Origin of the sequence: Streptomyces sp. NPDC050264 (assembly GCF_040655895.1) — a bacterium.
Lineage (GTDB): Bacteria > Actinomycetota > Actinomycetes > Streptomycetales > Streptomycetaceae > Streptomyces.
In genome coordinates, this window is the sequence record NZ_JBFAKV010000036.1 from 16994 (window position 1) to 32109 (window position 15116).

At 70.9% G+C, this 15116-nt stretch carries 12 protein-coding genes and 1 pseudogene; 9 read left to right on the plus strand and 4 right to left on the minus strand.

The features are described from left to right. Positions 1–12 precede the first annotated feature (12 nt). On the minus strand, positions 13–375 hold the full coding sequence (locus AB0J02_RS39630; RefSeq protein ID WP_363198756.1) for a hypothetical protein: 363 nt from the start codon (positions 373–375) through the stop codon (positions 13–15). Positions 376–549: 174 nt separating this feature from the next. Between AB0J02_RS39630 and AB0J02_RS39635 the strand changes: the two are divergent. The 3 genes and pseudogenes from AB0J02_RS39635 to AB0J02_RS39645 all read left to right on the plus strand — a co-directional run bounded on the left by AB0J02_RS39635 (position 550) and on the right by AB0J02_RS39645 (position 2943). Then, positions 550–2045: pseudogene (locus AB0J02_RS39635) on the plus strand (carotenoid oxygenase family protein). 93 nt (positions 2046–2138) lie between these two features. Continuing rightward, positions 2139–2513: a helix-turn-helix transcriptional regulator gene (locus AB0J02_RS39640; RefSeq protein WP_363198794.1), complete on the plus strand. Its 375-nt coding sequence runs from the start codon at positions 2139–2141 to the stop codon at positions 2511–2513. A 10-nt stretch (positions 2514–2523) separates the two neighbouring features. Beyond that, positions 2524–2943: a VOC family protein gene (locus AB0J02_RS39645; protein WP_363198757.1), complete on the plus strand. Its 420-nt coding sequence runs from the start codon at positions 2524–2526 to the stop codon at positions 2941–2943. Between the two features lie 25 nt (positions 2944–2968). Here AB0J02_RS39645 and AB0J02_RS39650 read toward each other — a convergent pair whose 3' ends face one another. Further along, entirely contained in the window at positions 2969–3982 is a 1014-nt protein-coding gene (locus AB0J02_RS39650) for a LacI family DNA-binding transcriptional regulator (protein ID WP_363198758.1), read from the minus strand. 159 nt (positions 3983–4141) lie between these two features. Between AB0J02_RS39650 and AB0J02_RS39655 the strand changes: the two genes are divergently transcribed. From AB0J02_RS39655 to AB0J02_RS39675, 5 genes are all read left to right on the plus strand, one after another. Then, the gene (locus tag AB0J02_RS39655; RefSeq protein WP_363198759.1) at positions 4142–5977 is read left to right on the plus strand and encodes a sugar-binding domain-containing protein; all 1836 of its coding nucleotides are present in this window, start codon (positions 4142–4144) and stop codon (positions 5975–5977) included. A gap of 87 nt (positions 5978–6064) precedes the next feature. Continuing rightward, positions 6065–7408, plus strand: a complete 1344-nt coding sequence (locus AB0J02_RS39660) for an extracellular solute-binding protein (RefSeq protein ID WP_363198760.1) — start codon at positions 6065–6067, stop codon at positions 7406–7408. 28 nt (positions 7409–7436) lie between these two features. Further along, positions 7437–8342 carry a sugar ABC transporter permease gene (locus tag AB0J02_RS39665; RefSeq protein ID WP_363198761.1) on the plus strand — a complete coding sequence of 302 codons (906 nt, stop codon included), beginning with the start codon at positions 7437–7439 and terminating at the stop codon, positions 8340–8342. 2 nt (positions 8343–8344) lie between these two features. Next, the gene (locus tag AB0J02_RS39670; RefSeq protein ID WP_363198762.1) at positions 8345–9286 is read left to right on the plus strand and encodes a carbohydrate ABC transporter permease; all 942 of its coding nucleotides are present in this window, start codon (positions 8345–8347) and stop codon (positions 9284–9286) included. Positions 9287–9388: 102 nt separating this feature from the next. Next, entirely contained in the window at positions 9389–10834 is a 1446-nt protein-coding gene (locus AB0J02_RS39675) for a glycoside hydrolase family 43 protein (protein ID WP_363198763.1), read from the plus strand. A gap of 24 nt (positions 10835–10858) precedes the next feature. Here AB0J02_RS39675 and AB0J02_RS39680 read toward each other — a convergent pair whose 3' ends face one another. Further along, positions 10859–11620, minus strand: coding sequence for a class I SAM-dependent methyltransferase (locus AB0J02_RS39680; RefSeq protein ID WP_363198795.1), 762 nt, complete (start codon positions 11618–11620; stop codon positions 10859–10861). A gap of 171 nt (positions 11621–11791) precedes the next feature. Between AB0J02_RS39680 and AB0J02_RS39685 the strand changes: the two genes are divergently transcribed. Next, complete coding sequence (locus AB0J02_RS39685) at positions 11792–12394, plus strand: TetR/AcrR family transcriptional regulator (protein WP_363198764.1); 603 nt, start codon at positions 11792–11794, stop codon at positions 12392–12394. A 260-nt stretch (positions 12395–12654) separates the two neighbouring features. Here the strand turns inward: AB0J02_RS39685 and AB0J02_RS39690 are convergent, their stop codons facing one another. Beyond that, positions 12655–14865 carry an MMPL family transporter gene (locus AB0J02_RS39690; protein WP_363198765.1) on the minus strand — a complete coding sequence of 737 codons (2211 nt, stop codon included), beginning with the start codon at positions 14863–14865 and terminating at the stop codon, positions 12655–12657. Positions 14866–15116: the final 251 nt, after the last annotated feature.

Consider the following 15116-nt stretch of genomic DNA (forward strand, 5'->3'; position numbering starts at 1 on the left):
CCTCCTGCCGCGTCACTGGTACGGCGGCGCGACGGGAGGCGGCGGTGCCATCGGCTGCGGCGGCACCACCGGCATGTCGGGCCGGGTGTCGTGCACGACACGGGCGAGCGTGAACTCGTACTCGAAGGTCTGCGTCATGCCCTCGGCGATCACGAGGTACCCGTCGTCGCCGTGCTCGTAGACCGTACGCCGTTGCAGGTTGAGCGGGTGTTTCGGCTCGAAGGCGAGCACATGGCGGTGCAGCGCCTCCCGCGCCTCGCGCCGGGTCCCGCTCACGTGCCCGACCGCGCGGGTCACCATCCGCACACCGCCGAGACCCCCGCCCAGGGCCGCCATCATCAAGCCCCAGGTCATCCTGGTCGAGTCGTCCGTCACCGCTCCCCCGTACCTCGGTCGTCGGCCGCACTCTGCCACACGGACGGCGCCGGTCCGGCCGCCGGGGGTGTCCCTGGGAACACCCCCGATCCGGGCCTCAGGCCTCCTCCCCAACTGTCTTCGCCGGAGCAGGATTTCGTCCCGTAGCCGTATCGACGGACGGGGAGCCGGACAATGAGTGGTCCTACACGACGCAGGGTTCTGCACGGTGCGGCGCTCGCGGCGGCGGGCAGTGTGGTCGGCGGGTTCGGTCCCGCTCATGACGCCGTCGCCGCGGCGCGGCCGGCAGCGGGCGGCACGGGTTCGCTGCCGTTCCTGGAGGGCGCCTTCGCCCCGGTCACCGAAGAGCTGACGGCCTTCGACCTGAAGGTGAGCGGCCGCATCCCCCGCGACCTCGACGGACGCTATCTGCGCACCGGCCCCAACGCGCTCGGCCTGGAGGACCCGCGTGCGCACCACTGGATGCTGGGCGACGGCATGGTGCACGGCGTGCGGCTGCGGGGCGGGCGCGCCGAGTGGTACCGCAACCGCTGGGTGCGCTCCTCGCAGGTGGCGAAGAAGCTGGGCGAGGCGTATCCGGGCGAGGCGCCGCCGGACGACTTCGCGTGCAACACGCACGTCATCCCGTACAAGGGACGGATTCTGGCGCTGCAGGAGAGCGGGCCGCTGCCCTACGAGCTGGACGGCGAGCTGGCCACCGTGCGCCCCTACGACTTCCGCTCGACGCTCACCGGCGCGTTCACCGCGCACACCAAGTACGACGCCACGGCCGACGAGTTGCACGCGGTGGCGTACTACCCGACGTGGGACCACGTGCGGCACATCATGATCGACCGGACCGGACGGGTCGCCGCGTCGCACCGGATCCCGGTGGCGGGCGCGCCGATGATGCACGACTTCGCGCTCACCGGGAAGTACGTGGTGGTCGTCGACGTGCCCGTCACGTTCGACGCGGCGGCGGCCGAGGCGGGTGTCCCGGTGCCGTATGTCTGGAGCGAGGGCCATCCGATGCGGGTCGGGGTGATGCCGCGGGCCGGGGGCGCCACCCGCTGGTTCGAGATCGACCCGGTGTTCTACTCGCACACCCTCAACGCCTACGACCAGGGCGACACGGTGGTCCTGGAGTACACGTCCATGCCCGCCCCGTTCTACGCGGCGGGCCGGGGCAACGGCGGGCCCTCCACGACCGGCACGCCGACGCTCGACCGCTGGGTCGTCGACCTGCGGGCCGGCCGGGTCACCGGCACCCGCCTGGACGATCTGCCCCAGGAGTTCCCCGTGTCAACGAAGCCCTGGTCTCCCGTCGCCACCGCTACGGTTACGCGGCGAGCGCGGCCGAGATGTGGCGCGCGTACGAGACGGTCGACGGGGTGCCCCCGGACGGCACGTTCTCCAACTGCCTCGTGAAACATGACATGTTGCGCGGCAGTCGGCAGGTGCAGCGCTTCCCGCGGGGCGCGGCGGCGAGCGAGCCGGTGTTCGTCCCCCGGCGCGGCGCCCGTGACGAGGACGACGGATATCTCCTGTCCTACGTCCACGACCCCGACCGGGGCGCGAGCGACCTCGTGATCCTCTCCGCCCAGGACTTCACCGCCCGCCCCCTGGCCCGCGTCCACCTTCCCGGCCGGATCCCGCTGGGATTCCACGGAAGCTGGGTCGCGGATGCCTAGCCGCCCGCACCGCCCCGCGCCCTGTGGGAAACTCGAGGGGTGAAGAGGCAGGAGCTCGACGATCTCGTGCGGCTGCGGCGGGCCCGGGACCTGATGGACCGGGACTACGCCGAGCCGCTCGACGTCACGGCGCTGGCGAGCGTCGCGCTCATGTCGCCGGGGCACTTCTCGCGCAGCTTCCGCGCCGCGTACGGGGAGACGCCGTACAGCTATCTGATGACCCGACGCATCGAGCGGGCCAAGGCGCTGCTGCGGCGCGGCGATCTCTCGGTGACCGAGGTCTGCTTCGCCGTCGGATGTACGTCACTGGGCTCGTTCAGTTCGCGCTTCACCGAGCTGGTCGGGGAGACCCCGAGCGTGTACCGGGCCCGCGACCACGACGACGCGGTCATGATCCCGGCCTGCATCGTGAAGATCCATACGCGGCCTGTGCGGAACGGGGACGCGGGGCCCGCCGCTCGGTCGTAGGCTGCGTCCCATGGACGACATCAAGCTTTCCACGTGCTTCATCGCCGTCGACGACCCCGACAAGGCGATCGCGTTCTACCGCGACGTGCTGGGCCTCGAGGTGCGCAACGACGTCGGGTACGAGGGGATGCGCTGGGTGACGGTCGGGTCGCCGGCGCAGCCGGACGTGAGCGTCGTCCTGGAGCCGCCGCTGGCCGATCCGAACGCCTCCGAGGACGACCGCCGGGTCATGTCGGAGCTCCTCGCCAAGGGGCTGCTGCGCGGCGTGCTGTTCACGACGGAGAACTGCGACGCCACGTTCAAACGGATCAGCGACGCGGGCGCCGATGTGGTGCAGGAGCCGATGGACCAGTTCTACGGGGTCCGCGACTGCGCGTTCCGCGACCCCGCGGGCAACCTGCTGCGCTTCACCCAGCCCCTCGCGGACTGATCTCGCCGCTGCCGAAGACGGGCGCTCAGCCGCCGGTGCTCTCCCGCACCTTCAGCTCGTGGCCCACGACATGGTCCTGCAGCGGACCGGCAGCCGGCTCCTCGATCCGGGCGAGCAGAAGTTCGACGGCGGCCCGGGCGATCTCGCTCTTGTCCGGGGAGACCGTGGTCAGGCTGGGCACGTTGAAGCGGGAGCCCTCGATGTCGTCGAAGCCGACCACGTCCAGGTCCCCGGGCACGCTCCGGCCCCCCTCGTGCAGGGCGCGCAGCGCGCCCAGGGCGAGGTGGTCGTTGAGGCAGAGCAGCGCGTCGGGGCGCGGCTCCGCGTCCATGAGGGCGGCGGCGGCCCGCGCCCCGTCCTTCCAGTGGTACGCGTCCACCGGCACCACCAGGGCGCTGTCGAACGGGACGCCGGCCGCCTTGAGCGCCTCGCGGTAGCCGTCGGTGCGCAACCGGTCGGTGCCCTGGCGGCCGCGCACGGTGCCGCCGACGACGGCGATGCGGCGCCGCCCGCGCGCCAGTAGGTGCTCGGTGGCCTCGCGCGCCGCCCGTACGTTGTCGATGGCGACGTGGTCGGTGCTGCCCTCGGCGGGGCGCTCGCCGAGCAGCACGACCGGGAGCCTGCGGTCGCGGGTGGCGAGGTCGCGGGGGTGGAGCGCGAGCGGGCTGAGGATGACGCCGTCGGTGAACTGGGCGTCGAAGCCGTGCAGCGCGGCGAGTTCGCGCTCGCGGACGCCGCCGGTCTGGTGCAGCAGCACGGTCAGGCCCCGCCGGTCGGCCTCGGTCATCACGTGCCTGGCGAGTTCGGAGAAGTACGCGACGTCGAGTTCGGGGACGGCGAGCGTGATCATGCCGGTGCGGCCCTGGCGGAGCTGGCGCCCCGCGATGTTGACGCGGTAGCCGAGGGCGTCGATGGCCTCGCGCACGGCCTCGCGGGTCCGGTCCGACACGTGCTCGAAGTTGTTGATCACGTTGGAGACGGTCTTGGGCGAGACGCCCGCGTACTCCGCCACGTCCTTGATCCTGGGTCTGGCCGCCACGCTGTTCTTTCCTTCCGTCTGCCACCCGCGATCGTATCGAGCATCACGAATCGGTTTCGAGCCGGATTCCGCACCGCCCCGGATATTTACATCGATGTAATCGCCATGGTGCCATGAGCCTCAGTTCGACTGGAGCAGCACCCTGAGGCAAGGAGCACCATGCCCGTCCCGCACCCCACGGCCCTGCCGCGGCCCGAGTACCCGCGGCCGCAGTTCACCCGTGAGGCCTGGCTGAATCTCAACGGCGAGTGGCAGTTCGAGATCGACCGGGCCGACACCGGCCTCGAGCGCGGCCTGCGCGAAGCCGAGCTGAGCGGACGGATCACCGTGCCGTTCTGCCCGGAGTCGGAGCTGTCCGGGATCGGCGACACCGATTTCCTGGAGGCCGTCTGGTACCGGCGGACCGTGACGGTGCCCGCGGAGTGGAGCGCGGCCGGCGGGACCAGGGTGCTGCTGCACTTCGGGGCCGTGGACCACGACACCACCGTGTGGGCGGACGGCGTCGAGGTGGCGCGGCACCGCGGCGGGTTCACCCCGTTCACCGCCGACCTGGGCGACGTGGCCGTACCCGGGCGGGATTTGACGCTCGTGGTGCGGGCCCGCGACAGCCGCCACGGCCCGCAGGCCCGCGGCAAGCAGGCCACCTGGTACGCCAACACGCACTGCCACTACACCCGCACCACCGGCATCTGGCAGACCGTGTGGATGGAGCCGGTGCCGCGGACCGTGGCCCTGAAGCGGCCGCGCATCACGCCCGACCTGGCCTCGGGTTCGTTCTTCCTGGAGCTGCCCCTGACCGGGAACGCGCCGGGGTACCGGGTCCGCGCGACCCTGGCGGACGAGAGCGGCGTCGTCGTCACGGCCGAGGCCCGCGCCGACCTCGACCTCACGCCCCGCCTGGCCCTCGTCATGCCCGCGAACCGGCTGCGCGTATGGTCGCCGGACGACCCGCACCTGTACGACCTCACCCTCGAAGTCCTCGACGCCGGGGGAGCGTTGGTGGACCGTGTCCGCTCCTACGCCGGTCTGCGCTCGGTCTCCGTCGACGGCAAGCGGCTGCTCCTGAACGGCGAGCCCGTCTTCCAGCGGCTCGTGCTCGACCAGGGGTACTACCCGGACGGCCTGATGACCGCGCCGAGCGACGCCGCTCTCGTACGCGACATCGAACTCGGTCTCGCCGCCGGCTTCAACGGGGCGCGGCTGCACCAGAAGGTCTTCGAGGAGCGGTTCCTGTACCACGCGGACCGGCTCGGCTACCTGGTGTGGGGCGAGTTCGGCGACTGGGGCTGCGAGGTCGGCGTCCGCGACGACAACCAGCGCCCCGACGCGTCGTACGTGACGCAGTGGCTGGAGGCCGTGGAGCGGGACTACTCCCACCCCTCGATCATCGGCTGGTGCCCGCTCAACGAGACGTACCAGCACCTGCACGACCGCATCACCCAGCTCGACGACGTCACCCACGCGATGTTCCTGGCCACCAAGCAGGCCGACGGCACCCGCCCGGTCATCGACGCATCCGGCTACGCGCACCGCGTCCCGGAGACCGACGTCTACGACTCGCACTGCTACGAGCAGGATCCGGCCGCGTTCGCGAAGACGATGGCGGGCCTCTCGGAGGACAAGCCGTACCTCAACACCGGTCCTGACGGGCGTGCCTGGTCCGTGCCGTACGCCGGACAGCCGTACTTCTGCAGCGAGTTCGGCGGCATCTGGTGGGACGCGCAGGCGGCGGCCGAGGTCTCGGGCGAGGCCCGGGACGAGTCGTGGGGTTACGGCGAACGGCCGCGCAGCGCCCAGGAGTTCGTGGACCGCTTCGTCGGCCTGACGGGCGTACTGCTCGACGATCCGGACATGTTCGGCTACTGCTACACCCAACTCACGGACGTCTTCCAGGAGCGCAACGGCGTCTACGGCTTCGACCGCGGCGAGAAGGTCGACACCGCGCTGCTGCGGGCCGCCCAGCTCCGTCCCGCGGCTTTCGAGGGCTCTCTCTAGTTTCGTCGTATCCACGATTTACATCGATGTATATCCGGGGTGACGGAGGCGGTCCAACCCGCCGCCGTCACCCGGGGAAGGAGCCAGATGACCGGCACACCCGCACCCGTCGGTCGCCCCGCACTCACCAGACGACGCGCGTTGACGGCCGCTCTCGCCGCCGGGACCACGGTCCTCGGCGCCGGGGCACTCAGCGGCTGTGGCAGCGCGCTGGCGGCCGGCGACTCGACCGTTCGCCTGTGGGACCTGTTCAGCGGGGCCGACGGCGGCCTGCTCAACGACATGGTGCGCACGGCGAGACCCGACATGCCGGGCACGCGCATCGAACGCACCGTCCTGGAGTGGGGCACCCCCTACTACACGAAACTCGCCATGGCCTCGGCCGGCGGCCGCGGCCCGGACGTGGCCGTCTCCCACATGTCACGCCTGGCGGGCTACGCGCCCTCCGGTCTGGTCGACCCGTGGGACCTGGACCTGCTGGCCGAGTACGGCGTCCACCGCGAGGACTTCACCGACGCCGTGTGGTCGCGTACGCAGTACGAGGGGCAGACCTACGCGATCCCCCTCGACACCCACCCCTTCATCGTGTTCTTCCACCCGGAGCCGGTGAAGAAAGCCGGGCTGCTGACGAAGGACGGCACGCTGGACGCGGAGGCGTTCTCCTCGCCGGACAAGTTCCTCGCGGCCGGCAGGGAGCTGGCGAAGGCGTCCGGGAAGCAGGGCATCTCGTTCGGGTACGTCACCGACACCGCGCAGGGCTGGCGGCTGTTCTACGGCCTGTACACGCAGACGGGCGGCGCGTTCAAGGTGCCGCCGGGCGGCCCTGCCGAGGTGGACGTGGACCGGATGGCCGAAGTCATCGCGTTCATGGCCAAGTTGGTCGACGGCCGGGTGAACCCCAAGCGGCTCGACTACAACGCGGGCATGGCCGCCTTCAACAACCGGCAGACCGCGATGATGCTGTCGGGCGAGTGGGAGCTGGGCACCTACCGGGCCGCGGACAAGAACGTGGGCGCCGCCCCGTTCCCCACCGTCTTCGGCACTCCGGCCGTGTACGCCGACTCGCACTCGTTCGTGCTGCCCCACCGCGAGAACCCCGACGCCGAGCACCGCCGCCGTACGCACCGTGCGGTGGCCGCGCTCCTGAAGGCCGGTCAGATCTGGGCGACCGCGGGGCACATCCCCGCGTACACGCCGGTCACCCGCACCAAGGAGTACGCCGCTCTGCTGCCGCAGGCGCACTACAAGGCGGCCGCGGACCATGTCGTCCTCGACCCGGAGGCCTGGTTCGCCGGCGCCGGTTCCGACTTCCAGAACGCCATGTCGCAGGTGCTCCAACAGGCCCTGCTCGACGGTCTCTCCCCCGACCGTGCGGCGCGCGCGATGGTGCGGCGCCTCAACACCTTCCTCGCCAAGCCCAGCCCGGCCTGACCGGCCGCGCCCCCTAGGAGACACAACGATGTCCTCTCCTCACGCCTCGCCCCGGCCAGGCGCCCTGTCGGTGCGGCGGTTCCTCTCCCCCGGCCTGCTCTTCGCGCTGCCCTTCCTGATCCTGTTCGCCGTGTTCATGCTCTGGCCGCTGGGCCAGGGACTGTGGATGAGCCTCACCGACCGGGCCCTGTCCGCGCACACCCCGTCGTTCATCGGCGCCGACAACTTCACCGAGGCGTTCCAGGACGCCGAGATGTGGAAGGCGCTCTGGCACACCGTCCTGTTCACGCTCATCTCGACCGTCCCGCTGGTCGTGGTGGCGCTCGGCATGGCGCTGCTCGTGCACACCGGTCTGCCGGGACAGTGGGTCTGGCGGCTCGCGTTCTTCGCGCCGTACCTGCTGCCCGTCGGCGTCGTCGGCCTGCTGTGGCTCTGGCTGTACCAGCCCGACCTCGGCCTCTACAACCATCTCCTGGACAAGCTCGGCCTCGGCCAACTCGCCTGGCTGAGCGATGAGTCGGTGGCCATCTGGGCGATCGCGCTGACGACCCTGTGGTGGACGGTCGGCTTCAACTTCCTGCTGTACCTGGCCGCGCTCCAGTCGATCCCCGACCACCTCTACGAGGCCGCGGCGATCGACGGCGCCGGGGCGTGGCGGCGGCTGTTCTCGATCACGCTGCCGAGCCTGAGCCGGATCACGGTGGTGATCACGGTCCTGCAGATCCTGGCGTCCCTGAAGGTCTTCGACCAGGTGTATCTGCTCACCAAGGGCGGTCCGAACAACTCGACGCGGCCCGTCGTCGAGTACATCTACGACGTCGGCTTCACCGGTTACCGGCTCGGTTACGCCTCGGCGATCAGCTACATCTTCTTCGCCCTCGTCGTCCTCGCCTCCGCCGTCCAGTTCGCCGTACTCCGCCGCCGGGAGAAGTGACCATGACCTCCACCGAAGCCCCCTCCCGCCCCACGCCCAAGCCGCAAGTGCTCAAGCCCGTACGCCCGTTGAGAGCGCCCCGGCGCCCCGAGCGGTCGCAGACGAACCTCACGCTCGGCGCGAGCCGCACGGCCCGGGTGCTCGCCCTCGCCGTGCTCGCCGTCGCCGCTCTGGTCTGGCTGCTGCCGATGGCGTGGGCGCTGCTGACCGCCCTCAAGTCCGAGCAGGACGCGAGCGATCCGCTGCACTGGCTGTGGCCGAAGCACGGTCTCACGCTCGACGGGTTCAGCACTGTGTGGGAGCGCGGCGACCTGCCGCTGTGGATGCTCAACAGCTTCCTCATCTCGGCCGCCGTCACCGTGATCACGGTGCTGGTCTCCGCGATGGCCGGATACGCCTTCTCGCGCACCGTGTTCGCCGGCCGCCGCTGGCTGTTCGTCCTCACCATCGCGGCCGTGCTGGTGCCGCCGCAGATCCTGATCGTGCCGTGGTTCCAGCAGATGCTGACGCTGCACCTGCTGGACACGTACGCGGCGGTGATCCTGCCGCAGACGGTGGCGCCGGTGATGGTGTTCATCCTGAAGAAGCACTTCGACTCGCTGCCCAAGGAGCTGGAGGAGGCCGCCAGGATCGACGGCGCCGGGCACTGGCGGATCTTCTGGTCGGTGCTGCTGCCGCTGTCGCGGCCGATGCTCGCCGCCGTGGCGATCTTCGTCTTCATCGGCGCGTGGAACAACTTCCTGTGGCCGTTCGTCTCGACCTCCGACCCGTCCCTGATGACGCTGCCCGTCGGCATCACCTCGGTGAAGGACGCGTACGGCGTCCAGTACGCGCAGTCGATGGCGTCGGCCGTGCTCGCCGCGCTGCCGCTCGTGGTGGTGTTCGTGTTCTTCCAGCGGCACATCGTGAAGTCCGTGGCGACCACCGGCCTCGGTGGCCAGTGAGGTGACCGCCAACTCACCCGCCCACGCGCCCCGTTGACAGCCCGGCGCCACTTCCCTACCGTCCTGAAGCCGTGAGACTTACATCGATGTAAGGAGCCGCTCATGCGCACCCGGCCCCGTACCGCTCTGGTCACCGCACTCCTGGCGCTGCTCGTCGGACTGGTCTGCGCGCCGCAGGCCGGCGCGGCGAGACAGGCGCCCGCCGCCGCAGCCGCCTCGAGCACTTTCCGCAATCCGCTCAACACGGGACCCGACCCGTTCATGGCCTATGCGAACGGGGCCTACCACCTCACCACGACCCAGGGCGACAGCATCAAGATGTGGCGCTCGCCGTCCCTGGCCACACTGCTCGACGCCGACCCGATCACGGTCTGGACGGACACCGACACCACGCGCAACCAGCACATCTGGGCGCCGGAGTTCTACCGCTCCGGCAACCGCTGGTACCTCTACTACACCGCCGACGACGGCACGGACGACCATCACCGCCTGTACGTCCTGGAGTCGGAGCGCGACGACCCGGCGGGCCCGTACCACTTCAAGGCGAAGCTCGTCCCGCCCAACCACGCGAACGACTTCGCCATCGACCCGGGCATCCTCCAGGTCAACGGCCGCCTCTACCTCGCGTACAGCGGCATCAACGCCTATCAGCACAACGGCCTGAACATCGCGCCGCTGTCGAACCCGTGGACCGTCTCGGGCAACGCGACCGCGATCAACGCCGCCGGGGGCTGCCCCGAGGTCCGCGAGGGCCCCGAGTTCCTGAACCGCAACGGCCGTACGTGGATGACGTACTCGGCCTGTGACACCGGCAAGCCCGACTACCAGGTCTGGATGATGTCGCTGGCGAACGGGGCCGATCCGCTCGTCGCCGGCAACTGGACGCAGCACGCCGGTCCCGTGTTCTCCCGCGCCGACGACCACGGCGTGTTCGGCCCCGGGCACCACGCCTTCTTCAAGTCCCCCGACGGCACCCAGGACTGGCTGATCTACCACGCCAAGACCACCTCGACGAACACGTACACCAACCGCACCACCCGTGCCCAGAAGATCAGTTGGAACGCGGACGGCAGCCCGAACCTCGGCGTCCCCCTCGCCATGGGCGCGACCCAGGACCTGCCCTCGGGCGACCCGGGCTCGGGCAACTACTGGATCAACGACGACGGCCGCTCCAGCGGCGCCGGCACCGTCGCGTACACCGGCACCTGGAACTCGGGGACAGGCTGTGCCACGCAGTGCTTCTGGAGTGACGACCACTGGAGCGACCAGGCGGGGAACACCGCGACGTACACCTTCACGGGCACCCGGATCGCGCTGCTCTCCGTCCGCGACACCGGCAACGGCATCGCGGCGATCAGCGTGGACGGCGGCCCCGAACAGCGTGTCGACTACTACAACGCGATCCGTACCGGCGAGACGCTCCAGTACCTCAGCCCGCGCCTGTCGAACGGCAAGCACACGCTGCGGGTCCGGGTGACGGGCGAGCGCAACGGGTCGTCCGGGGCGTCGTTCGTGAGCGTCGACCGGGCCGAGGTGTACACGGACTGACGCCGGCCGCGCGGCCTCACACGGTCAACGGGCGTCCTTCCGCGCCGCCGTGACGACCACCGCGGTGTACGGCATGGTGAACGCGCCACCGGCGTCGTCGATCACGGCGCCGGTGCGCGCCAGCAGGTCCGCCGTCCGCTCCGGCGTCCGGTGCGCCGCGTCGCCGGTGGTCCGCACATGCTCCAGCCATTCGTCGCGGGTGTACCTGTGCTCCCAGTCGAAGCGCCACTCCTCGGGCCCGTCGAAACCGCCCGCGGCGCGCAGACCGTCGGCCACCTTGGCGAAGATCGCCGCGTACCCGTCGAGGGCGGGTCGCGCCCAGGGGTTGCGGGGCGCGTCGGGCAGTGCGCGCTCGTGGGCCTCGCGGAGGGCCTCCGCGAGGTCGGGAGCGGGGCGGTACACGTTCCAGAAGAGGGCGAGCCGGCCGCCGGGGCGCAGTACCCCGGCGGCCTTCGCCGCTCCCGCCGCGGGGTCGATCCAGTGCCAGGTCTGTCCGGCGACGACCGCGTCGAAGGTGCGGCCCGCAGCGTCCCAGGTCTCGAACGCGGCCACCTCGACCGTGCATCCCTGATCGCGTGCGAACGCGGCCATGCGCGCGTCGACATCGACGCCGAGGACGGTGCAGCCCGCCTCCCGGAACTGGCGGGAGGCGATGCCGGTGCCGCATCCGACGTCGAGGAGTTCGGGTCCGGGAGCCGAGGCGGCGATCCGCCGCACCAGGGCACCGGGGTAGCGCGGGCGGCTCCGGTCGTAGCGCGCGGGGTCCGTGCCGAAGGACTCGGCCATGTGCCGGGCCTTGTGCGGTTCGTTCACCGGTTCGCGGGCGGGGTTCGAGAGTTCGGCGTCGCGAGGATGAGTGGGCATGCGCCCACTCTAATGGGCGGTCGCCCACTCGGTCTACGGTCGTTCTCTCGTCTACGGTTGCTCCAGTCCCGCCGACCAAGAGGAGAGCCGCACATGCCCACCGGTGTGGCCCTGCGCGATGTACGCACCCAACTGTTCGACGCCGCCGAGCGCGTGCTCCTGCGCGACGGCGCGGGCGCGCTGACCAGCCGGGCGGTCACCACCGAGGCCGGCTGCGCCAAGGGCGTGCTGCACCGGCACTTCGCCGACTTCGACGCCTTCCTGGCAGAACTCGTCCTCGACCGCGTGTCCCGGATCTCCGCCCTCGCCTCCGCCCTGCGCGCGTCCGCGGGCACCGGCACCGCCGTCCGGCACCTCACCGACGCCCTGACCGACCTGTTCACCCCGGCCGCCGTGGCGATGGTCGGCCTCATCACGTTCCGGGACGGGCTGCGTGCCCGGTTGCGCGCGGCCGGGCAGCGCGGCCTCCCGATCCTCACGCAGGCCACCGCGATGGTCGTCGACTACCTGGTCGCGGAACGGGAGTTGGGCCGGATCGCGCCGGACGCCGACATCGACACGCTGGCGCTCACCCTCATCGGTACGGGACATCTGCTCTTCACCGGCGGGGACGAGGGTCCGCCGGACGCGGCGGCGGTCCGCAAGGTCGTCACGTCGGTCGTCTCCGGGGTACTGACCGGGGCGGGCCCCCGTTAGCGACGCGGGGGCACATCCAATCGACCGGACAACCGTTTGAGGGGATGGCCGGGTTACCCGTCACCCCGGGCCCGGCACGGCAGTTGAGGTCTGTGGATGTGCCCCGGCGGCCTGCCGAGTGTGCGCGTCCGGGCGGCGGTCACGGCACTGTGCGGGTGTGTTCGACGTGACCGCCGCCTGCCCACGCAAGGGTGGACAGACGGCGACGGGCCCGCTCCGGTGGATCGGAGCGGGCCCGTGTGCGACGGATGGAGCGGGACTCAGCCGCGTACGGGCTCCAGCTCCCGGTCGTCCTCGGCCGGCGGCGACGCCGTCAGGTTCTTCTGGAGCTTCTCGCCCTCGACATCGACGTTCGGCAGCAGCTTGTCCAGCCAGCGGGGCAGCCACCAGGCCGACTTGCCGAGCAGCGCCATGACCGCGGGCACGATCGCCATGCGGACCACGAACGCGTCGAACAGGACGGCGACGGCCAGTCCGAAGCCCATCATCTTGATCATGTCGTTGTTCTCCATGATGAAGCCGGAGAAGACGCTGATCATGATGATCGCGGCGGCGGCGACGACCCGGCCGCCGTGCCGGAACCCGGTCACGATGGCCTCGCCCGGCCGCGCCCCGTGGACGTAGGCCTCACGCATCCGCGTCACGAGGAACACCTCGTAGTCCATCGCGAGGCCGAAGACCACGCCGATCATGAAGATCGGCATCATCGACATGATCGGGCCCGGCTGGTCGACGCCCACGATGTCCGCGAGCCAGCCCCACTGGAACACCGCGACCACGGCACCGAGCGCCGCCGCCACCGACAGGAGGAAGCCGAGCGCCGCCTTGAGCGGGACCAGGATCGAGCGGAAGACCAGCATCAGGAGCAGGAAGGCCAGACCGACGACGAGGAGCAGATACGGCACGAGCGCGTTGTTCAGGGTCTGCGAGAAGTCGATCGTCATGGCCGTCTGACCGGTGACGAGGACGTCCGAGTCGGTGTCCGCCTCCCACGCCTTGGCCTCGGAGCGGATCGTCTTGACCAGTTCCTCGGTCTGGTGGTCGCTCGGGCCCGTGGTCGGGACGACCGACATGATCGCGGTGTCGCCGGCCTCGTTGACCTGGGCCGGGGCGACAGCGGCGACCCCGTCGACCTTGGTGAGCGAGGCGCCGACCGACTTGGCCGCGGCGGCCGCGCCCTTGCCGTCGACGGTCACCATCAGCGGGCCGTTGAAGCCGGCGCCGAAGGACTCGGACAGCATGTCGTACGCCTTGCGCTGCGTGCTGTCGGGAGCCGACGTGCCCTCGTCGGGCAGGCCGAGTTCGAGGCTGGTGGCCGGGACGGCGATGGCACCGAGCCCGAGGACGGCGACGAGCAGGACGGTGAGCGGGCGGCGCATCACGAAGCGGGACCAGCGGGTGCCCAGGTTCGGCTTGCCGGCGGCGGCGCCCTGCGCGGGGACGGCGGCCTTGCGGTCCTTGCGGCGCAGTACCTTCTTGCCCGCGAAGCCGAGCAGGGCCGGGATCATGGTGAGGGCGATGAGGACGGAGATGGCGACGGTCGCCGCGGCGGCCATGCCCATCTTGGTCAGGATCGGGATGTTCACCACGGACAGGCCCGCGAGGGCGACGACGACCGTCAGACCGGCGAAGACGACCGCCGAACCCGCGGTGCCGACCGCGCGGCCCGCCGCCTCCTCGCCCTCCCGGCCCTCGGCTATCTCGGCGCGGAAGCGGCTCACGATGAACAGGGCGTAGTCGATGCCGACCGCGAGGCCGATCATCGTCGCCAGCGTGGACGTGGTGCTGGAGAGGTTCAGGACGCTGCCGAGCGCCGCGATGCCCGAGACGCCGATGCCGACGCCGATGATCGCGGTGAGCAGCGGCATGCCCGCGGCGACCAGCGAGCCGAACGTGACGAGCAGCACGACCGCGGAGATCGCGATACCGATCAGCTCTGCGCTGCCGCCCATCTCCTGCTCGGCCTCTACGGCGTCGCCGCCGGACTCGATGGTGAAGCCCTCGGCGCGGGCGTCGTCGGTCGCCTTGGTGAGAGCGTCGTGCGCCTCGTCGGTGAGCTCGGTCGAGGCGACCTTGTACGCCACGGAGGCGTAGGCGGTCGTGCCGTCCTTGCTGACGGCGTTCGCCTTGTACGGGTCGGCGACGGAGGAGACCTGCGGGCCCTTGCCGAGGGCGGTCACCAGCTTCTGGACGTCGGCCTTGGGCGCCGGGTCCGTGAGCTTCTCGCCCTGGGGAGCGCGGATGACGACGCGGGCGGTCGCCCCCTCGGCACCGGCCGCGGGGAACTTCTGGTCGAGCAGGTCGAAGGCCTTCTGCGCCTCGGTGCCCGGCATCGAGAACGAGTCGGCGGGCGGGGCCGGCGCGGCCGACGACGCGAAGCCGATCCCGCCGAGCAGCAGCACCCACAGCAGAGCCACATAGCGGCGGCGCCTGAAGGACAGCCGCCCGAGTTTGTACAGGAACGTAGCCACGGCGAAAAGGGCTCCCGTCGGAGTTGTGAGGCAGGAGCGACTACCCGACAGTGCGTCGTCGCACGTCAGGGCGGTCGGCAGGATCGGCTTCCATCGTCTCCGCTCCCGCAAGCCTTCGGGTAAGCCTCTGAGTCGGACTCCGGACCCACGCCTGCGGTAGGCGCGGGCGGTGCGTGTCATACCCGGGGAGGAGCCGTGTGCGATGCGTGTAGACCCCCGGGTGCAGTCGACAGTGCGGCCACGGGTCCGCA